The following is a 21,139-nucleotide window of genomic DNA, read 5'->3' as shown; positions in this document are numbered from 1 at the left end:
GTATGGGACGAAGTCGATCACCAGAGCTTTCGGCATACCCGCCGAGCAGCACTTTTTGCAGGTGAGGCCGAATCTGAGCTCGATTGGAGGTCCGCTGGGATGGCTACCGAGGGCTACGATTTGAAGACGGTCCGGTGGCGGGGTACGGGGATTTCACCCTCCGCCGTGAGACTGCCTGGTGCCCAGACCAGAGCTACCGGAGGATCAGGGCAATGGACGCAATCGAAGATCCGCCGGCGGTCGACCCGGTCAATCCGTTCTCCCCGACAGCGGTGGCCCGAGTCACCGACGGCGGTGCGCTCGCCGCCACCACCGTGGTCACGGTGGCCATCCGGGACGCCCTCGCCCACCTGGACAACTACCTGCGCACCGGCAACGGCGGCACGGTCGCCGTGGTGGGTGACTACGGCACCGGCAAGACCCATCTGGCGGCCGAACTGCTGGCCCACGCCCGGCGCGGCAGCGTCGGGGCAGGTCAGGCCGTCTACCTGGACGCACCCGCGGACACCTTCCTGTCGCTTAGCCGCCGGTTCCTGGGCCGACTGTCCCGGGAGGCGGTACGCGCCCTGGTGCAGGGCTACCGGGCGGAGGTGACCGAGACGGCGGCGCAGCGGCCGGCCGGGTCGGATACCCGACTGCTGGCCGAGCGGTTGCGTGCCGAGTTGGCCGAGGTCACCACCGACCCCTCCGTCGGCATGGTGCTGGCGATGCTGGCCGACCCGGCCACGGAGGCCACCGCCTGGGACTGGCTGATGGGTTACCCCCCGGGGCCGGCCTTGACCGCTGCCGGGGTCACCGCCCGGTCGGATGTGGAGTCCGGCGCGGTGGAGACGATCGGGGTGCTGGCCCTGCTGCACGCCCGCCGCCACGAACGGTTCGTGCTGGTGCTGGACGAGTTGGACAAGATCCTGTCCACCGCGGGGCGGCCCGGGGACGAGACCATGGCCCGGTTCGCCCGGATGCTCGGGGTCTTCGCCTCGGCCGGTGCCCTGCTGGTGATCGCCGGGCTGCCGGAGCTGCTACACCTGCTCTCCCCGCAGGTGCGCCAACGGATCGGGCCGATCGTGCGGATGTCCGCGCTCACCGCGCAGGACGTCCGGGACTTCATCCGGCAGAGCCAACTGCGGGCCTTCGGTCAGGCGAGACTGTCCCCGTTCACGGTGGAGACCACGGAATACCTGACCAACCTGACCGACGGGGTGCCCCGCCGACTGATCCGGTTGTGCTATCACCTGTATCAGCGGGCCATGCAGGAGGGCACCCCGGTCACCCATCGCATGGTGCGGGAGGCGGTACGGGTCCAGTTCGACCTGGCCAGCCGCCAGGATGTCGCCGCCGACGTGCGGCGGGTGCTCACCCAGGAGGGCTGGTCGTACCAGCGGGACCACCTGATCGGTTCGCTGCGGGACCTTCCGGTGGACTTCTGGGTGCCCCTGGACGAGCAGGGCGCCGGATGCTGCGTCCTGCTGACCGAGTCGGTGCTCAAGGTCGAGGAGGTCGACGAGCTCAACCGTCGGGTGGTGGCCATCCGCTCGGCCGTGCCGGACAGCGAGGTGATCCTGGTCGTCGTCGGGCATCTGCCGGCGGAGTTCTCCGCGGACCTGACGGAGACCTTCAGTGCGGAGCCGATCGTTCACGATCCGCAGACCTTCGCGGAGGATCTGTCCGGCAGCGTCAAGGCCTCCATGCGGCGGCTGGAGCAGACCCTCGGGGCGGACGCCCTGACCTCCGTACGGCAGCGGGTGGAACGCATCCAGCGGCAGCAGACCAACGCCCAGCGGTCACTGGAACGGCTGTCGTACCAACTGGACGAGATCCGGGGGGACCTGCGCCCGGACGCCCGAGGGCCGGTGCGACGCGAGCCGGCCGCCACCAATCCCCCGGGCGAGAACGGGCTGACCAGTGCCCTACCGGGCCGGGTGACTCGGGTCTTCGTCGAGGCCGTGCAGGCGCTGGACCAGCTAGTCGGCTTCGAACGTCACCTACGGGACGCCTTCACCCCCTCCCGGCCGGAGGCTCGCCGGTCCGGCGAGGCGGCGCCGCTGCTGCGCGCGGGCCTGCGGTCGCGGGACGTCCAGCGGGCCCTGGGCACGGCCCTGGTGCTGCGCCGGCTGATCGAGGCGTTCCGCGACGGGGTCGAGCAGTGGTACGTGAACCACCGGCACGCGCCCCACCCGGCCGACCTGCAACGGCTGGACCGGCTCTGCGAGACCTACGACGGGATCGCCGAGTACCTGCCGCTGTTCCAACTGGACCTGCTCGACGACCTGGCCCTGCCGGAGGGAGGGGCCCCGGCCGAGTCGACGGACCGGTCGCTGAACTGGTCGGAGGCCCGGTCGATGTTCGACGGGCTCAGCGGCCAGGTACGCCGACAGGTCATCCAGGGCTGAGGCCGCGCCCGGGAGCGGGATCCTAGGCCCGGTCCCGGGCCAGTTGGGTGCCCACCCGCCACATGGCCTGGTCGGCGTGGCTGACCCAGTCCTGGTCCAGGCACACCCCGAAGAGGTACTCGTCCGGGGCCAGCAGGTAGTAGTAGACCGCACCGATCTCCAGATCCAGCACCAACCGCTCCACCTCCCCGGTGATCGCCCGGCGGAGGTCCCGGCTGACCTGTAGCGCCAGCAGGGACAGGTCCCGAGCCAGGCGCTTGTAGCCGGTACGCCGGTCGGCCACGGTGGCACCCCGGTTGAAGAACTGTTCCAGATCCGGGTGCCCCAGGATGTCGACCGCGCCGACCTGCTCCCCCAGCCGGTGATGACTGAGATAGTGCAGCCCGGAGGGGCGCAGGGCCTGCACCAGGACGGCCTCGCTGTCACCCACCTCGGTCAGGTAGGGCCGGTTGTCGCCGTCCGAGGAGGATGGGACATATGTCTCGGTCTGCCAGCCGCCCGGATTCTGTGACGGCTGTCGTACCAGCCCCCGCAGGTCGGTGGCGAGCCTGGCGGCCCCCTGGTCGGCCTGGCTGGCCGCGGCCGGGTCGACCACCGGGTCGGTGGCCGGTGCGGTGCTGGCGAAGCCCACCACGTGCTCTCCGCCGGTCGTGGTGTTGCAGAAGACGTAGTCCACCCGGGTCTGTGCGGCCAACCGCACCAGCCCGCCACATTGCAGGTGCCAGACCCGTCGGCTGAGTTCGGCGGCCCGGTAGACCAGCTGGGCGCCCACCCGGCGGTACGCCTCCCGGCGCTGGGTCAGGTCGGTGTGCCCTCGACCGGGCGGCGCCGAGTCGTGGGCCAGCAGGTCGAGCGAGAAGTCGAGCACTCCCCCGGTGTAGTGCGCGAGGTGGTAGACCGACGGATTGTCCAGGAGCAACTGGCGACACAGGTTGCGCTTCTTGCGGAAACCCGGGACGTCCTGCTCGGCGGACTCCTCCACCACGGCACCGATCAGCTGCGGGTCGGTCACCTGGTCACTCCTCAGCTTCTCGGCACGTCGATGTCGGTGTCGGTCAGCGCGGTCACCCCGAGGTCGTCGACCCCGTCGCGGCGGGCGATGATGGCGGCCAGGTTGGCGGCGGCGTCGCCGGTGCAGGGGTGTCCGCGGCCCAGGAACCGCAGACTGGTCAGGTGGGTCTCCTGCTGAAGTCGTACGGCGTCGGCCAGGTCACCGTGGGCGGCCAGGTGACCGGCCTGGGCCGTCGCGGCGGTCAGGGTCCAGGGGTGGGCGTCGCCGAGCCGGGCCCGCAGGGTACGCATCCCCCGCTCCCCGTCGCGGATCGCGTGGTCGTACTCGCCGGTGCCCCGGTGGCAGATGCCCAGGTCCACCGAGCAGACCGCGGTGAAGGGGTGCCCGGTCTCCAGGGTCCGCTCGTAGCCACGCAGGCAGCGCATGGCGTGCTCGACCGCGACCCCGGGGTCCCCGGCCCGGTAGTAGTCGATGGCCATGCTGAGCAGGCTGGACCGGGTCAGGGGGTGGTCCTCCCCGAAGCGGTCCCGGTAGCCGCGGAAGGTCTCGATGCTGCGCTTCTTGGCGGCCAGGGTCAGCCCCAGGCGGCGCTCGGTGACCGCGAGACTGCGGTTGACCTGGAGTTCGTCTAGTTGGGAGGCGGTCCGCAGCTCGTGCACCCGCTCCAGGGTGCCGCGCAGGGTGGTCAGCGACAGCTCGTACTCGCCGACCTCCCGCTCCAGGGTGCCGACCAGGCAGGAGGCCCGCCAGGTCGCCGGCTCCTCCGGGCCGAACAGGGTCATCCACCGGTCGAACAGTTGGTGCGCCAGGCGCAGGGCCTCCCGGGCGTCGCCGGTCAGATGGAAGGAGATGGCCAGGTTGTTGATCGCCATCCGGGTGTTCGGATGGTCTCCCCCGAGCACCTCGAAGTAGCCGTTGAGGGTGGCCTGATCCTCCACCAGGGCGTCCTCGAACCGGCCCAGCCCTCGCAGGTCACCGCCCCGGCCCCGGCCGGCGATGAGGGTCCGGAAGTGCCGCAGCCCGTAGCGGCGACGCTGCTCGCTGAGCACCTGCTCGTCCAGGCGCAGCGCCTCCTGGGGCCGGCCCAGCACCCGGTGCAGGTTCGCGGTCTGCACGAACAGGCGCATGGTCAGCTGGTCGAAGTCGCCGCCGGCCGCCCACCGGTCACAGGCCTGCTGGGCCAGGCGCACCGCGGACTGCCAGGCGTCGCTGTCGCCGAAGTAGAACAGGTAGCGGACCTGCTTGACCACCCAGTGCCGCACCCGGGGGTCGTCGGCGGTCAACGCCCCGGAGGGCACCAGGTGACGTTGCAGCTCCTCGAAGATCGGCAGGTAGCGGCGGTCGTCGGCCTCCGGGTCGGTCGGCGCGTACCCGGCCAGGCCGTGCAGGACCTGGCGGTGTCGTTCACCTCGCTCAGGCTCGGGTATCGACTCGCGGATCAGCACCTGGATGGCCCGGTGCATCCGCAGGGCGGCACCCCGTCCCCAGTCGATGTCGAACAGGGCGAAGCGGGCCCCCACCGCCAGCACCAGGTCGATCTCCCCGGCGGCCAGCAGCATCTCCTCCGGGTCGGCCTCGGCCGCCGCGGCCAACTGCACCAGCATCGAGGTCGAACGCAGCAGCGGCAGACCGATCCCCTCCGGGGAGAGGTACGCGGCGATCTCGGCCACCCGGATCGCCAGCGCCCCGAACTCGGTGTCCCGCAGGGTGGCCAGGGTGTTGTCCAGCACCCGGGCCACCGTGGAGGTACGCGAGCCCGGGATCCGTTCGGTCGGCTCCTCCACACCCGGGCGGCTGACCCCGGACAGCAGTTCCTCCACCGACCGGCTGACCGCCACCAGGTTGGGCACCCCCTCCAGTTCCAGGGTGCGGGTGCGCTCCCGGATCCAGGCCGTGGCCAGCCGCAGCGCCAGGGGCAGGTGGTCGACCGCGGCGGCGATGGTCCGGGCGTCCGCGGCGCTGATGCCGAGCATCCGCCGCAGCATGGTGACGCTCTCGTCGCCGCTGAAGGCGGCCACCTCCAGCGGGGAGGGCAGGTTCGACGATCCGTCGTCGCGGGAGGTGAACAGGATGTGACCGGCACCGGGGCGGGGCAGCAGCCCGGACAGCACCTCGGCGTCGTCGGCGTTGTCGTAGATCAGCAGCCAGCGGGCGATGCTGCCCCTGGGTGCCGACAGGGCGGCCACGGCCGCCTCCGCCGCCCCGACGCTGTCCACCACGTTGATCTCCTGGGCCAGCTCTCCCAGGGCCGTCTGCACGGTCTCCCGGTCCTGGGCCGGTATCCACCAGACCACGTCGTAGTCGTAGGCGAAGCGGTGGGCGAACTCGCGGGCGATCTCACTCTTGCCGACCCCGGCCCCGCCGGTCAGGGTCACCGGCCCACCGGCGTCGGTGAGCTGGTCGCGCAGTCGTTCCAGGTAGTCGCTGCGGCCGACGAAGGAGTCGTTGCGGGCCGGCAGGTTGGAACGCAGCCGCCGATCCGTCTCGGCCGGGTAGCGCGGGACCGAGCGCAGGTCGCCGGTGGGCTGGGTGGGCGCGATCAGGCCCAACTGGCTCAGCAGCAGAGGTTGGGCCCGGGCGGCGTCCACCTCGCGCAGGTCGATGATCCGGCTGGCATCCAGGTGGCTCGGTGGCTGACCGTCGGTCAGCACCCCGAACACCTCGATGTCCGTGCCGGCCGTCAGACCGGCCCCCAGGGCCTTGACCACCCCCGGGGAGAGCAGGGCCAGCACGGTGGCGTCCGACTCGTACGCCGGTGCGGCGCCACCCCGCAGGGCGTGCGGGTGGACCTGGACGTTGGCCCGCCGCAACTGCCCGGCGATCCAGTCGGCGTACGGCCGCTCCGCCGGCTCGTACAGCACATGGATCTCGTCCGCGCTCTCCGCGCGTTCCAGCAGCACCCCCCGCCGGTAGCGGCGGCGGATCCGCTCGGGCACCTCGGCCACCCGGGTCACCGCGCCGCCGCTGATCCAGGAGGCCATCTGCTCGTACGCCGACAACAGGCTGCTCTGCTCGCCCGGGGTGTCGGCCAGCACGGCCAGCACGTCGTCGTAGGTGTCGTAGGTCGGTTCCGGCACCTCCACGATCTCGATGGCGGAGTTCGGTGCCCCGGTGGACTCGTCCAGCAGCTTCGCGAAGGCCTTGCGGGCCGAGTCGCGGGCCTCGCCGTACCAGGGTTGGCTGACATCCCGCAGGGTGGGTGCGGCGAGGATCCGGATGCCACCGGTGGCCTGCCGCTGCAGCTGGTCGGCCAGGTCGGCGGCCTGCTGGAGGGCGGGACGGCGGGGCGGAATGCAGACCACGGCGACGTCGCTGAGCATCGCGGCGTAGCTGACCCCCGGCATGGTGAGATCCACCGGGGTGTCGATCAGGACGTAGTCGTAGCCGGCCTGGCGCAGCAGCAACCGGGCCCGGACCGGGTCGACCTTGGGCAGGCCGTCGACCTCCATGCTCACCCCGACCAGGGCGAACCCGAAGCTGGTGCCGGGGATCGCGTACCGGTAGAGCATCCCCTGCTCCGGGGCGGGCGGCCCGCTCAGCGCGGAGGGGCGGTGCCCGGGGGCGTCCGGATGCGGGCTGGTCAGGGTGGCCAGCTCCGCGCCGTACACCCCGGCGCTGGCGACGGCGTCGACCCGGAAGGAGCGCAGGTAGTCGTAGACCCGGGGGGTCTTGGTGCACCAGTCGACCGCCAGCACCCGCTTGCCGTTGGAGGCCAGGATCCAGGCGATGTTGGCCACCGCGCTGCTGCGCCCGGAGTTGCCGCTGGTCGGCGACACGAAGGACACGATGGTGCAGTGGGCCGCCGGTTCTCCCCCGCCCACGGCGGCCGGGCCGCCCGGCTGGTCAGTCGTCGCCATCGATCGCACTGTTCCAGCCTGCGTACTGGTCACCGGCGGCGGCACTGCGGCGTTGCAGGCGGTGCAGCGCGGCCAGCAGGACCTGACTGGGTACGCCTTCCAGGGTGGCCAGGTCCACTTCGGTCAGATCGATCAGATCGGAGCGCAACACGTCTTCCCCGGTGTCCAACCCGATCACCGCCTGTCTGCGTATCGCATATCGGGTCGCCTCGAAGCCGGACATAGATCGTTGGCCAGATCCGCTGCGTACGCCCATGATAACGGTACGGCGTCGACCTCACGGGGGCCCGACTTACCGTCCGGACTGTAGGAAACGGACCGGTCGAGGGCGTTGCACCTCGGCGTCCTTCGATGTGACAGCCACCCTTTCAATGTCGGTTGTCGATGTATGCTGGTGGGCCCGACGGCGGCCCGCCAGCCGTCGCCAGTTCGTGGAGCCCTGATGCCCGGATCCGATGAGGACCATCGGCCGGCCGCTGATTCAGCCGTCCGCCGCGCCCCGCCGATCGCCCTGCGCCAGTTCGTGCTCAAGCTGCACAGTCGCTGCGACCTGGCCTGCGACCACTGCTACGTCTACACGATGGCCGACCAGCGCTGGCGGGACCTGCCCCGGACGATGTCGCCCCGGGTGCTCGAGGCCACCGCCCGGCGCATCGGCGACCATGCCCGCGCACATCGACTGGACCGGGTCTCCGTCGTCCTGCACGGCGGGGAACCCCTGTTGGTCGGACCGGCCCGGATCGAGCACGCCGTGTCGGCCATCCGACAGGCGATGGCCCCGGTACCGGTGCGGATCACCGTGCAGACCAACGGCCTCCGGCTGACCGAGAGCTACCTGCGGCTGCTCGACCGGCTCGACGTCCGGATCAGCCTGAGCCTCGACGGTGACCGGGACGCCCACGACCGGCATCGACGCGGACCGGACGGGCGCGGCAGCCACGATCGGGTCGCCACGGCGATACACCGGCTGACCACGGGCCACCCGCACCTGTTCAACGGTCTGCTGTGCACGATCGACCTGCGCAACGACCCGGTCGACACGTACCGCAGCCTGCTGACCCACCGGCCCCCGACGGTGGACTTCCTGCTGCCGCACGGCACCTGGCACACTCCCCCGCCCGCGCGGGTGCCCCAGCCCGGATCCACCCCGTACGCGGACTGGCTGATCGCGGTCTTCGCGCAGTGGTACCACCAACCCGGACCACCGGTACGGATCCGCCTCTTCGACGAGATCATCCAGGTGCTGCTCGGCGGCACCTCCCGACTGACCGGGGTGGGCACCAGCGCGGTGACGGTGGCCGTGGTGCAGACCGACGGGGCGATCGAGATGGACGACACCCTGGCCGCCGCGTACGACGGCGCCGCCCACACCGGACTGCATGTGCTGCGGGACCCCTTCGACGCCCTGCTGGACCTGCCGGCGGTCCGGCAACAGCAGGCCGGGCTGGCGGCCCTGAGCGCCACCTGTCGGGCCTGCGACCTGGGTCGGGTGTGCGGGGGCGGGCTGCGTACCCACCGCTGGGCGGCCGACACCGGCTTCGACAATCCGTCCGTCTACTGCCCCGACCTGTACGCCCTGATCAGCCATATCGGGCGCACGGTACGCCGCGACCTGGCCCGGTTGTCCGGGGCGGCCCGGTGATCCCGACCGAGCATCGGCTGCCCCGGGCAGTCCTCGACGAGTTGGCCGCCGGGCGCGGCGGCGCGGAGGGGGTGGCCCTGTTACGGGCCGCCCAACACAGCAAGTCGATGCTGCTGGTCCGCGCGATCGTCCTGCTGCTGCGCCAGCGGGGACACCCCGACCGGGCGGCGGTCGAGGCGGCGTACCGGTTGTTGGCCGGGCTGCGGCCCGAGCTACGGGCCGCGACGCTGGCCCATCCGCCGGCCGCCGCCTGGGCCTTCGGCACGGCGGCCCTGCTGGGTGGGGAGGATCCGACCCGGACCTACCCCGGGCTGCTGGCGGCGGTGGCGGCCACCGCGGCCGTCCGCGCCGGGGTGGCCGCCGACCTCGAGGTGCCCCTGGCGGCCGGGGCGGCCGGCCGGTTGGATCTGCCCGGTCTGGGCACGGCGGAGCTGCCGGCCGCCACCACCCGCGCCCGGGTCCGGGTCGTCCGTGGACACGCCTGGGCGCACGGCGCGGGTGAGCGGATCGCCATCGGCGTCGGCTCCACCGACCCCCGGTGGCAGCCGGTGCCCCGACTGGTGTTGGCCCACCACGGGCTGCGGTTGTCCCTGCTGCTGGACACCCGCAGTTGGCGGCATGTGCCGGGTATCGGCACCGGCCACCGCATCGGCGGGAAGTTGACCCCGGCCTGGCGGTCCCGACTGGAGGAGGCCTGGCGGCTGCTGGTCGAGCACCACCGGCCGGTCGCCGAGGAGATCGCCGGAGCGTTACGGGCGTTGGTGCCGGTCGAGGCACCCCGGTACGGCAGCCGCAGCGGCACCTTCCACCACGCCTTCGGGTCGGTGGCCATGTCCCTGCCGCCGGACGGCCGATCCGCCGCCGTCGTGCTGGCCCACGAGATCCAGCACGCCAAGCTGGCCGCCCTCACCGACATGTTCGCCCTGCTGGAACCGGGCCCACCGGAGCTGTTCTACGCGCCGTGGCGGACCGACCCCCGGCCCCTGGACGGGTTGCTGCACGGGGCGTACGCCCATCTGGGGGTGGCGGGGTTCTGGCGTCGGCAGGTGCGGGCGACGGCCACCGGGGCGGCCCGGTATCGCGCGGAGGTGGAGTTCGCCCGGTGGAGCCGGGCGGCCGAGGACACCGTGCGGGTGCTGGCCGCGCAGCGGCGACTGACCCCGGTGGGTCGGCACCTGGTCGACGGCATGGCCGCAGTCCTCTCCGGTTGGGTCCGGGAACCGGTCAGCGCCCTGGCCGCCGAGCAGGCCGGTCGGCTACTCGCCGAACATCGCGCCCGGTGGGACCGGTCTCGCACGCCGACCGGTTGACAACTCGTATCGCTGAACTCCACTACGCTGGGTCCATGGGGGAGGACAACGATCGATCAATGCGCCGTGAGTGTTTCGTGATCGCACCGATCGGCCCGGAGGGCTCGGAGATCCGCAAACGCAGCGACCAGATTCTCAAGCACGTCATCCGACCGGTGGTCGAGGAGCGGGGCTACGTGGCCGTGCGGGGCGACGAGATCGAACGCGCCGGCATGATCACCTCGCAGGTGCTGGACCGGATCATTCAGAACGACCTGGTCATCGCCGACCTCACCGACCAGAATCCCAATGTCTTCTACGAACTGGCGGTGCGGCACGCCCTGCGCAAGCCCTTCGTGCAGTTGCTGGCGAAGGGTCAGCAACTGCCCTTCGACGTGCAGGGCATGCGGGTGATCCTGGTCGACCACACCGACCTGGACAGCGTGCACCACGCCAAGGATCAGCTGGGTCGGGCCATCGACGCCTTCGGGGAGGGCGCCGACATCGTCACCCCGATGTCGGTCGCCCTCACCCTTCAGGAGCTACGCGGCTCGACCAGCCCTCGGGAGGCCGGTCTGTCGCAGATCATCGAGACCCTGCCGCAGATGATGGACATCCTCCAGGATGTGCAACGTCACCTGGGCACGGGCGGTTTCACCGAGGGGTCGGCCGACGACGACAACCGTCGGCTGCGCACCCTGGTCGACTCCCTGGCCACCCGGGGCGCGGTGACCGCGGACGAGTTGAGCGAGCTGCTGGGCGGCGGCAGCAGCCGGTTCGAACGCTGGGTGGAAAACCTCATCCTGCGGGTGGGCCACACCAACAGTCACCGCCCCGACTGAGTACCCCGACCCCTCAGCCAGCCATGACCCGGGCGTGCAGGTCGGTGACGACCAGACGGGCCGACTCGAAGGCCCCGGCCTGCCAGGCGATGTAGTGACTCAGGTGGTCACCGGCGAAGTACACCCGGCCGTCGGGCTCCAGCAGCCGCCCGTAGTGTCCGCCAGTGGTGCGCGAGGGCCACGACACCCAGCCGCCCTCGGAGTAGCGGGTGCGTTCCCAGGCCACCGAGAAGGAGGACTCCAACTCGGTGCGGTACTTCTCGCCGTGGATGCGTACCCCCTGGGCGACCGCGCGGGCCTCCCGGTCCGCCGGGGACAGGGCGGCGTACGCCCGGGCGTTGGCCCCGTTGTTGTAGTACCCGACCACGACCCCCTTGGCGCCGTGGTAGCCGTAGGAGGGGTACCAGATCGCGGACAGGTCCAGGTTGGTGTTGGTGATGCCGGAGTAGATCTTGTCGTCCTGCTCCCACCACCGCCGACGGTACTGCAACCCGATCTTGCCGGTGGCGTTCGGGGAGGCGTACGCCAGGGCGGTCCGGACCGGCTCGGTGAGATTCGAGGGGATCTTCGCCAGCACCTGCGGCGGGATGGTGCAGACACAGAAGTCCGCGGTCGCGGTGCGTAGTTTTCCACCCGGCCCGGTGTAGACCACGGACACCCCGGAGCCGGTGTTCGTCAGGGAACGGACCTCCGCGTCGTAGCTGATGTGGCGCCGCCCCACGGCCTCCGCCAGGGCGTACGCGATGCGGTCCATCCCCCCGACCGGCTGGAACATCAACATCGCCTGGTCGTAGCCGAACTCGAAGGAGAAGTACCGGCCGACACCGCTGGCCAGCACGTCGGACAGCGGGTAGGGGGTGAGTCTGGGGATGCCCGCCTGGAAGCCGGCGCCCGGTTCCACCTCGTAGCCGCGCCGGTTGGTGCCGGTGTAGCGCCAACTGGCCGCCGGATCACCGGCCACCCGGGGACCGATGGCGCCGAAGGACCGCAGGAACTCCAGCAGCCGCTCCTTGTCCTCGCCGGTGAGGTGGGTGTCCAGGGCACCCTGGTCGGTGGCCTTGGCGAGCAGTTCGGAGACGTACCCGTAGACGTCGGCCTTGGCCTCCCGGTGCCGCACGGGTTGCCCGGAGAGGGCCCCGACGTTGTCGTTGAAGTAGTAGCCGTCCGCGTTCTGGTTGCCGAAGATCTCGACCGGCACCCCCAGTTCCCGGCAGTAGTCCATGGTCACCATGTGCTGGGCGATCCGCGCCGGACCGGCGTTGAGGTACTGGCCACCGGCGAAGCGGGCCCGCTGGGTGTGCCCGTCCAGGTCGGTCTCGACCGTGCCACCCCGCACCGTCCAGTTGCGGCCGCCGGGACGGTTGCGGGCCTCCAGGATCTGCACCCGGTAGCCGGCCTTGCCGAGTTCGTACGCGGCGGCCAGCCCGGCGATGCCGGCACCGAGGACCAGGACGGACTTCGCGGACCGGCCGGTCAGGGTGAAGTCCGATCGGTCCGGCGCCCGAAACGGCGGCGCCGCCTGTGCCGGTGGTGCCAGTCCCAGCGCGCTCATGGTGCTGTAGAGGACACCTGCTCCACCGGACACCCCGACGGCCTGGAGGAACTGCCGTCGTGTCGTCGGAGTTGTCATCGCCGCCTCCCTCACAAGATCGAGGTATGACGATCTCAACGGGGAGTTTCACCGACGTGGCTACGTGGTTACGCTTGATCGACGTGACCCGATGTTCGATGACGACTGGTAGCTCACAACCCCAGGGCCTTGCGGGCTATCTCGCGCCAGTGCGGCACGTCGACGCCGCCGCGATCGTCGGTGATGACAAGCTTTCCCCGCGCACCACCGCCCGACTCGTACGGCAGGACACCGTTGCGGGCGTACCAGTCCTCCTTTTTCGCCCACTTGGCCGCATACCTAGGGTCGGTGAGCATGCCCAGGTGTTCCCAGTAGACCGTTTCGCCGAGGTCGGTGTCGATGGTGAAGTCCGGACGGACCGTACGGCCGTCGTCTCCGGTGAACGGCTCCTCGTACCGGTACACGGCGTTCAGCTGCCGCAGCAGGTTTGCGATGATCACTTCGCTCTTGCTCCGGACCAGCTCCCCGCCGTCGGTACGGTGCACCAGGCCACGGTCGATGACAGTCCCGTCGACCTGGATCGGCTGGGACGGCACGAAGAGGTTCGTCAGCCGACCGGCCGTGTCGGACCATACCGCCGAGCTGTACTTGGCGACCTCGTTCAGGTCGGCCTCGTGCAGCAGGATCACCTTTCTGCTCTGCCGGGTCAGCGCCGTGTAGAGCAACTCGCGGCTCAGTCCCGCGCCGTCTGCGGGTAGCACCACGATGGTGATGCCGAACTCGCTGCCCTGCGCCTTGTGGATGGTGATCGCCCAGGCGAGTTCCAGCATCGCCGCCCGGTCGTTGTCGGCCCAGTCGTAGTAGTCGTACTTGACGCCCGATCGTCCGCTGAATTCGACCTCGATCTTCCAGGGGCGTTTGACCCACTGTGATCGGGTCTGCCCCACCGCCACACCGAGTTCGCCGTTGGCGACGAAAGGCTCCGCTCCCTTCGGGTAGACCCCGTTCTCGCGGAAGGTGTGGTTGCGGATGTTAATCACTTTGTCACCGACGGCGATCCGCTCCGGGCCGATCGGCTTGGCGTTGTAGCGGTTGAGCCCCGTCGACTGAGCCAGCGCCTTGGCACCGAAGGCGTCCTTCAGCGCTCGATTGATCTCGGTGGTGCCCCAGCCGCGACCACGCACCGGCGAGAGGATCTGCCAGGCATCGGCCCGGGCACCGGCACCCTTCGGGAAGTAGAGGTTGCCCTTGCCGGAGACCTGGCCGCCGTAGCTGCGGCCGAAGGCGTTGGCGAGTTCCTCGTCGGATGCGTCGCGGAGTTCCGTGACCTCTTCGCGCAGCACGGCGAGCAGCGTGCGAAACATGGTGGGTTGCTGATAGTGGACGGCTCGCAGGGTGGGTAGGTTCTCTCCGGACCGCAGCCGCTCCCAGATGAGGTCTGCCGCCGGGGACAACTCGCCGTCGGCGAACCAGCTCGCCAGGATCAGATCGTCGCGTTCGTCGCCGGCCTGCCTCCGAGGAATCGTGAGCTCGGCGTAGTTGGGCGCGCAGCGCGGGTGGCGAGTAGCGATGTCCTCGGGCGCAAGCCGCCGGACGATGTCGACGAACGGCCGACCGGCGCCGATCGGCGGCAGCTGCCGCGGGTCGCCGACGAGGACCAGCCGCTGTACGCCGGTCACCGCGTCCAGGAGCGCGGCCAACTGCTCCTCGGTGAGCATCGACGCCTCGTCCACGACGACAGACTTGTAGTTCGTGGCGCGGCTCTGCGGGTCTCCGGTGATCAGGTACCGCTCGCGCTGCGGATCGTACCGTCCCTTCTTGATCAGGAACTGGGCAAGGGTGACGGCCTCCGCCTCCACCCGGTGTGCCAGCTGCACCCGGGCCTTGCCGGTCGGAGCGACCAGCAGGACTCCCCCGGCGGCGACCGCGCCGGTGTGCCGCAGCACCTTCAGCAGGGTGGTCTTGCCGGTGCCGGCCGGGCCGATCAGCACACTGATCCGCGACGAGTACAACGTTTTCAGGGCGGCGACCTTCTCTGCTCGCGCGCGGTCCTCCGCTTCCCGCTCATGGTCGGTCAACCCGTCCTTGACATCACCGAGAGCCGCATCGAGCAGGGCGACGAAATCCGGCTCGCCTCCGATCGGTGCGGCCTTGGCCCGCTGCTCGACCCGGTCCCGGATCAGTGCGCCGACCGTGGCCAACTCGGTGAGCTGTAGCGCGGGAGCGCCGTCGGGCAGCAGCAGCCCGGTCAGTGGCGAGCCCGACGGCAGCGTTCCGGCCGAGAGTTGGTGTGCGTCGAGGACATCGGCGCTGACCGGACACGGCGCACTCAGCCCGTGTTCGGCGCGTTCCCGGATGTGGGTGACCAGGTCGGCCTGGGGACGCAGCGTGTGACCGGTCACCTTCTCCCGTTGCAGTTCGTCGATCAGCAAGGCCTGTACGCGCCGCGCATCGAGCCCGTCGTCCATCGCCGTGGGTTTCGACAGCGGATACGCGGAGGCGATTTTCGCGTCGGGGAAGCATCCTCGGTCGATCACCGAGAAGGACACCGGTTCCTGCTGGTCACGGTCGGCCTCGAACAGCAGGTACGGGTTGGCGATGATGGCTTCGTCGGTCAGCGCGGGATCGCGCTGCTCGACCACGAAGAAGCGTTCGGCCTGCTCTCGGGTGAGGGAGAAGCGGCTGAGAAGTTGCAGCAACTCCCGCCGCTCGGGCTTCAGCGCCTGCCAGGTCTTGCGCAGGCTCGGAGTGAGGTGAGCGGAGGCGCTCATGCCGAGACGCTCGGGATCCACCATCGCCTGCTCTAGGGTCGGCCACGGATCGGCGTCGGGGCCTGCGGTCGCCGCGACCATGTGGGCGAAGGTGACAGATCGACGCACACCGAACGCAGACAGGGCGCTGGCCAGCCCAGGACGCGGGCCGCGCAGCTTCCACAGCCGATTGAGCTGTGCCTCCAGCCAGTCGAACCCGAGCCGCCCAGCGTCGTCGCCGAGGATCCGCTGCGCGTTGTGGCCGGCGGCCTGTAGGGCGAGGAGGGCGTCGATGGCGAGGTCGTGACTGACATGCTCGGTGACGTACGAGAAGGCTACCCAGCCTGCCTCGGGCGCGTAGGCCAGGGCATCACCGACATCGACATTGTCGGTGTCGCGGGCGGCCAGCAGAGCCTGGTACGGCAGCAGGAATCCCTGCTGCTGGTCCGGGCGCAGCGAATGCTCGACGGTGGTCTCCCACATCTGCGCCGGGAACCGCTCACCGCCGCTGCTGTGGTAGGCGCCGGTGGGCGTCACCTTGGCGACCGTCGCCGCGCCGACCAGCAGTCGGCGCGGGTCGTCGGTGAGTGGGCTGTGCTTGGCGTAGAAAAAGACGAGGCTGCGGTCGGGCTGCACGGTGTCGAAGAAGGCGTTCAACAGCGACCGCTGGTTGTCGCCGTGCATCACCCAGTGGATGTCCTTCCAGCCGGTGATTGCGTCGACCTGCTCCTCGAGGTCCGTCTGGAGACCGATCTGGCGTTCCTCGCCGAGTGCCTGAGCCTCCTGCCGCGACATCCACCGGAAGGGCACCGCCTGCGCCGAGTAGGGCGGAAGGGGCTGCGGCGTGGGCAGGAAGGTCGCGAATGCTGGGTTCTTGTCGGTGAACGGGTGGACCCGCTGGAACGGGATCGGCCGCGGCGACATGAAGGTGGCGCGTTCGGCGACACACGGTGGCGTGTCGCCGAACGGCAGATCGGTGAGCGGCCTGCCGGCCAGATTCTGTTCCTGCTGGTCGCGCCGGTTCTTGCCGATGGTCGGCAGGAGTACGCAGGAGCCATTGCCGCGCGGGTCGTGGCATACCGTGCCGTTCCATCCACCGTCGTGCCAGGGGACACGAATGGAGATGTGCTCGATCGGCCCTACCGGCTTGCCCATGGACTCTCCTCGTTGACAACTAGCGTTCAGACCAGCCGGGTCATCGGTCTCGTGACAACCGGTTGAGTGTCCTGCTGGCCTCGTGGCGTCGACCGGCACTGAGTTGCAGCAGAGCGATCTGGCGCTGTAGGTCGGTCATTCGGGCGTCGTCGCCGTCAAGAACCGGTCGCAGTTGGCGCAGCAACTCCTCCAGCGTGCGCAGGGCGCGAGAGTCGTCGCCGATGCGGCTGTAGCAGGCGGCCTCCCGCTTGCGGCAGTGCAGAAGGTGGTCGAGATCCGAACTGGGATCAAGGTCTGCGGCGGTTTGGGCGTACGCCTGAGCCGCATTCCAGTAGTCACCACCGTCGAACCACCTGTCGGCGAGTTCGAAGCCGACGCTCCGGGTGGGTCGTGGTTCGACGGTGCCCGGCGAATCAGCGCCGTTGATGGTGGGCTGTGCCGGCGCGGTGGCTGGTGCGTCAGCGAGGACCCGGCCCAGGATGCCCGCGTACATTCGGACAGAACTGCGCTGCGACGGCGGGCCGAGGGCGCCGGGCAGGTGTCCCAGGTCACGGACGAACGGCAGTAGCCGCTGGTGAACGGTGTGCGCGTCGGTCGGGCGGTCTTCGGGTCTCTTCGCCAGCAGGTCGAGCACGAGCCGTTCCAGGCCGGCCGGTATGTCTGCCCGCACGTCACACAGCGGCGGCGGTGGCTCATGGACGTGCTGGTTCATGAGCAGGTACGTGGTCGATCCGTCGAACGGTCGCTTACCGGCAAGCATTTCGTGCAGGGTGCAGCCCAGGGCGTAGAGGTCGCAGCCGGGGCCGGGCTCGTTGGCGCCGAGAAACTGCTCCGGCGACATGTAGGCCAGTGTTCCTGGGTGCTGATCACTGTGGGTGATCTTCGAGAAGTCGGGAAGCGCGGGAGCCACGGCCAGTCCGAAGTCCAGCACCTTGACCGCGCCGGCCGGGTCCAGCATCAGGTTGCCCGGCTTGAGATCACGATGGACCAATCCGGCCTCGTGCGCGGCGACGAGCACGGCGCAGACCTGCGCGGCGATGGCCGCCGCCCAGGCGATCGGCAGCGGCGCCTGTTCCGCGATCAGGTCGGCGAGGTTGATGCCGCGAATGCGCTGCATGACCAGAAAGGGACGACCATCCTGGTCACCCCAGTCGTAAACCGCCGGCACGCCCGGATGTTCGAGCCGGGCCATGATGCGGGATTCGCGCCGAAACCGGCGTACGAGGGCATCGTCGTTCCGGTCGGCCTGCAAGCGGATGAACTTGACCGCGACCTCTCGGTCGAGGGTGGTGTCGCGGCCGAACCAGACCTGTCCCATCGCCCCGCCGGGAACCGGCAGCGCCTCCAACTCGTAGCGGCCGTTGAGCAGACTCCGCTCCAACACACCCGCCTCCGTCGGTCCGCCACCAGTGGACGCAGCGAGCCAATTTGTGCTCGCTTACGTCGAACCAACGAATCGTAATTCGATCATGCGATCTGCGGAAACCAATGAAGCCGGCAGAACCACATTCACATGTCGGCTTACCGACAATGCAGATTCCCCACTGCGGTACGTGATTCGGCGACATCCACGCGTGACCACTGGCGCTGCTTGCCCTTACGCAGAAATCCGGTCACTCGAAGCGGGACGGGTCGCCGGCACCCGGCGGAGGACCTTTGGCTCGTCCTGCGGGGGCTGGCTACCGTCGACCGCCGGCACTCGGGACGACGGTTTTGGTCGACAGCGGCGGGGCCGGCATCAGTGGGGCGTCGCGGCCGGTGCCGTGCCGCCCGTCGTTGCGGGCCGTCTCCTCGTGGTAGTCCTGCTCCACGTTGACCGACCAGACGTCGTGGCCGGCGTCCCGGACGATGTTCTCGGCGGTCAGCATCGCCGTGAGCATCGAGTGGTCCTGGTTGTTGTAGCGGTGCATGCCGTTGCGCCCGACGGGGTGCACGTTAGGCACCTCGCGCGCCAGCCACTGCCGGATCACCTCGACGTTGCGCTGGTAGCGCTCGTCGTACACCGGGTACGCCTTCGGCATCCGCACCACGTGGCCGGCCTCGACCACCCCGGGGCGGACCAGGCCCAGCGTCTCCAACTCCCGGGTCGCGGCGGCGATCAGCTCCGCATCGGGCGTACGCCAGGTCTCGTCGTCCACCGACACGAAGTACTCCAGCCCGAGGCAGGTACGGCCGTCCTTGACCAGGTACGGCGACCAGGAGCCGAAGTTCTGGATGCGGCCCGCCTTCACGTCCGGATCGTGCACGTAGATCCAGTTGTCGGGGAAGGAGAACTCCGCCGGCACCACCAGCGCCACGGTGAGGAAATCCCGGTGACGCAGATCCTCGGCGGCGGCGAGAACCTGCGGCGGCGGGGCCGGACGCAGCGCGGCCACCAGTTCCGAGATGGGCATCGAGGAGATGACGTGATCGGCCGGCTCGGTGCGTCGGCCGTCGACGCCGTCGACGGTGACCGCTGTCGCCCGACGCTGCTGCGGGTCGCGGTGCACAGTGGTGACCCAGGTGCCGGTCTGCACCGTGCCGCCGCGCCGCCGTACCTGCTCGGCGCAGCGTTCCCACATCATGCCCGGCCCCAGCTTGGGGTACTGAAACTCCTCGATCAGGCTGGTCACGTCCGTGCGGTTGCGTTTCGGCAGCACCGCGTTGCGCACCGCCTTGGCCAGCGACAGGTTCTTGATCCGCTGCGCCGCCCAGTCCGCCTGCAACTGGTCGGCCGGCATCCCCCAGACCTTCTCGGTGTACGTCTTGAAGAAGATCGAGTAGAGCCGCCAGCCGAAGCGGGCCGACACCCACCCCTCGAAGTGCGACTGGTCCGCCGGTGGCCGCAATCGCGCCCGGGCGTACGACGCCATGCACCGGGTGGCTTCCCAGAGGCCGAGGTTCCGTAGCGCGTTACCGGCGTTGAGCGGGTAGTCGTAGAGCGCCCCCCGATAGTAGATCCGGCTCATCCGGGGACGCAGCAGAAAGTCCTCGTTCGGCAGGATCTCGTGCCAGAAGTCCTCGACCCGGGACACCTTCGTGAAGAATCGGTGCCCGCCGATGTCGAACCGCCAGCCATCCCGCTCGACCGTACGGCTGATGCCGCCGACCACCTCGTCGGCCTCGAACACCCGCACCGGGGCACCGTGCCGCAGCAGCTCGTACGCCGCGGTCAGCCCCGCCGGACCCGCACCGATCACCACGGTGCCGTACTCGTCGCCCATGTCCCCGCCACCTAACGTCCCCCGACCGACCCGGCCGGTTACCCGCCATCGCGGCGACATCACCTGCGCGACGCGGGTGTGGTCGCCGCCGGATCGGGTACGCGGCCCCGATTCGTGGCGGGACGGTTCGGGGGACGGATGGTCGGGACGGGCCGGGTGGGCCGGGCGCTCGCACGGGTGCCGGCACCCTGGCCGTACGTGCTCGCGGTCTTCCTCGGCACCAAGATCGTGTTCACCCTGGTCGGGGTACTCACGCTCGCCGCGTTCGACGGCACCGGGTGGGCGCCGCCGCCCGACGAGGCGCAGATGCGCCAGCAGCAGCGGGACATCTCACCGCACGGCTGGCTGTCGCTCTGGTTCGCCTGGGACTCGTTCCTCTACGACCACCTGGCACGGCTGCCCCTCGACGAGCCGTGGCGGGACTTCGGCTTTCCCCTGCTGTACCCCTTCCTGGCCCGCCCTCTCGCCCCGCTGCTGGGCGGCGACACCGCACTGGCGCTGCTGGTCATCGCCAACCTGGCCTTCCTCGGTCTGCTCTACTACGGCGTCCGCCTCGGCGAGCGCCTGCTGGGCGACGGTCGCGGTGCTGCCGCCGGCACCGGCCCGGCGGCCCGACGGTTCGTGCGGTACCTGGTGCTGTTGCCCACCGCCTTCCTGTTCCACGCGGCGCTCACCGAGTCGCTGTTCCTCTGCCTGACGCTGGCCACCTTCTACTACGCGGAGCAGCGACGGTGGCTGCTCGTCGGAGTCATCGGCTTCTTCCTCGCGCTGAGCCGGTCGGCCGGGTTCTTCGTGGCACTGCCGCTGGCCCTGGTGCTGCTCGGGCAGGGCGGCTACCGGCTGCATCCGCGCGCCCTGTGGGGGTACCTACGATCCGGGTGGCCGCTGCTGCTGCTACCTGCGGGATGGCTCACCTTCATGGCCTTCTGCCGGTGGCAGAGCGGCGACTGGTTCGCCTACAAGCACACCCAGGAGCAGGGCTGGGGCATCCGGGTGCAGAATCCGCTCGGTGTGCTCTGGCAGGGTCTGACCGGGGCGGCGCCGGACGCCGTACGGGTCTGGATCGCCGTGCTGTTCCTGGCCGTCCTCGTCGCCGGCGCCCGCCGCCTGGGCCTGCCCTATCTGGTGTACGGGGTGATGATGGTGCTGGTGCCGCTGTCGATGGGTCCACCGGTGTACAAGAGCCTGCTGCGCTATCTGCTCGCCGTGTTCCCGGTGGCCCTGGTGCTGGCCCGCTGGGCGCGGCGACCTCAGCTCGACGTCTGGATGACCGCCACCCTCGCGCTGCTCCAGGGCGCCCTGCTCGTCATCTGGCTCGCCTACTGGACCCACTTCATCATCTGAACGTGATCCCCTCGTCATCCCTCGATCTGTCCGATGGCCTACAGGACGCCGGGCGGTGTGGCTCACCTCGCGCTCGGGGAGGCAG

General features: G+C 70.1%; 12 protein-coding genes. 5 read left to right on the top strand and 7 right to left on the bottom strand.

Translation table 11 applies throughout. From position 1 onward, the window contains the following. Positions 1-212: 212 nt before the first annotated feature. A complete protein-coding gene (locus tag OIE53_RS07200; RefSeq protein WP_327025792.1) occupies positions 213-2,390 on the top strand; it encodes an AAA family ATPase in 2,178 nt (725 codons plus the stop codon). Positions 2,391-2,412: 22 nt separating this feature from the next. Here OIE53_RS07200 and OIE53_RS07195 read toward each other — a convergent pair whose 3' ends face one another. The 3 genes from OIE53_RS07195 to fxsA are packed head-to-tail and all read right to left on the bottom strand — an operon-like array spanning position 2,413 to position 7,437. After that, entirely contained in the window at positions 2,413-3,402 is a 990-nt protein-coding gene (locus OIE53_RS07195; protein WP_327025791.1) for a hypothetical protein, read from the bottom strand. An 11-nt stretch (positions 3,403-3,413) separates the two neighbouring features. Further along, on the bottom strand, positions 3,414-7,259 hold the full coding sequence (gene fxsT, locus OIE53_RS07190) for an FxSxx-COOH system tetratricopeptide repeat protein (protein WP_327025790.1): 3,846 nt from the start codon (positions 7,257-7,259) through the stop codon (positions 3,414-3,416). Then, entirely contained in the window at positions 7,246-7,437 is a 192-nt protein-coding gene (gene fxsA, locus OIE53_RS07185) for an FxSxx-COOH cyclophane-containing RiPP peptide (RefSeq protein WP_327025789.1), read from the bottom strand. The genes fxsT and fxsA overlap by 14 nt, the downstream gene beginning before the upstream one ends. A 264-nt stretch (positions 7,438-7,701) precedes the next feature. Here fxsA and OIE53_RS07180 point away from each other — a divergent pair, with 264 nt between their 5' ends. The 3 genes from OIE53_RS07180 (at position 7,702) to OIE53_RS07170 (ending at position 11,032) form a co-directional block, all read left to right on the top strand. Then, positions 7,702-8,901: an FxsB family cyclophane-forming radical SAM/SPASM peptide maturase gene (locus OIE53_RS07180; protein ID WP_327025788.1), complete on the top strand. Its 1,200-nt coding sequence runs from the start codon at positions 7,702-7,704 to the stop codon at positions 8,899-8,901. Further along, complete coding sequence (locus tag OIE53_RS07175) at positions 8,898-10,211, top strand: HEXXH motif domain-containing protein (RefSeq protein WP_327025787.1); 1,314 nt, start codon at positions 8,898-8,900, stop codon at positions 10,209-10,211. Before OIE53_RS07180 ends, OIE53_RS07175 begins: the two co-directional genes overlap by 4 nt. Before the next feature lie 77 nt (positions 10,212-10,288). After that, positions 10,289-11,032 (top strand): hypothetical protein, encoded by a 744-nt coding sequence (locus OIE53_RS07170; protein ID WP_327025786.1) that lies wholly within the window; start codon positions 10,289-10,291, stop codon positions 11,030-11,032. A 13-nt stretch (positions 11,033-11,045) separates the two neighbouring features. Here OIE53_RS07170 and OIE53_RS07165 read toward each other — a convergent pair whose 3' ends face one another. From OIE53_RS07165 to OIE53_RS07150, 4 genes are all read right to left on the bottom strand, one after another. After that, positions 11,046-12,662: a flavin monoamine oxidase family protein gene (locus OIE53_RS07165; protein ID WP_327025785.1), complete on the bottom strand. Its 1,617-nt coding sequence runs from the start codon at positions 12,660-12,662 to the stop codon at positions 11,046-11,048. Between the two features lie 113 nt (positions 12,663-12,775). After that, positions 12,776-16,507, bottom strand: a complete 3,732-nt coding sequence (locus tag OIE53_RS07160) for an ATP-dependent RecD-like DNA helicase (protein WP_327025784.1) — start codon at positions 16,505-16,507, stop codon at positions 12,776-12,778. Positions 16,508-16,547: 40 nt separating this feature from the next. Continuing rightward, positions 16,548-17,891 carry a serine/threonine-protein kinase gene (locus tag OIE53_RS07155; RefSeq protein WP_327025783.1) on the bottom strand — a complete coding sequence of 448 codons (1,344 nt, stop codon included), beginning with the start codon at positions 17,889-17,891 and terminating at the stop codon, positions 16,548-16,550. A gap of 295 nt (positions 17,892-18,186) precedes the next feature. Then, positions 18,187-19,710 (bottom strand): NAD(P)/FAD-dependent oxidoreductase, encoded by a 1,524-nt coding sequence (locus tag OIE53_RS07150; protein ID WP_327025782.1) that lies wholly within the window; start codon positions 19,708-19,710, stop codon positions 18,187-18,189. Positions 19,711-19,848: 138 nt separating this feature from the next. On the opposite strand from OIE53_RS07150, the gene OIE53_RS07145 reads away from it, so the two are divergent. Further along, the gene (locus OIE53_RS07145) at positions 19,849-21,054 is read left to right on the top strand and encodes a hypothetical protein (protein ID WP_327025781.1); all 1,206 of its coding nucleotides are present in this window, start codon (positions 19,849-19,851) and stop codon (positions 21,052-21,054) included. Positions 21,055-21,139 lie beyond the last annotated feature (85 nt).

Origin of the sequence: Micromonospora sp. NBC_01739 (assembly GCF_035920385.1) — a bacterium.
In the GTDB taxonomy this organism is placed as follows: Bacteria; Actinomycetota; Actinomycetes; order Mycobacteriales; family Micromonosporaceae; genus Micromonospora.
The sequence above is the reverse complement of the archived record's forward strand: the minus strand, read 5'-3'. Positions and strand labels throughout refer to the sequence as shown.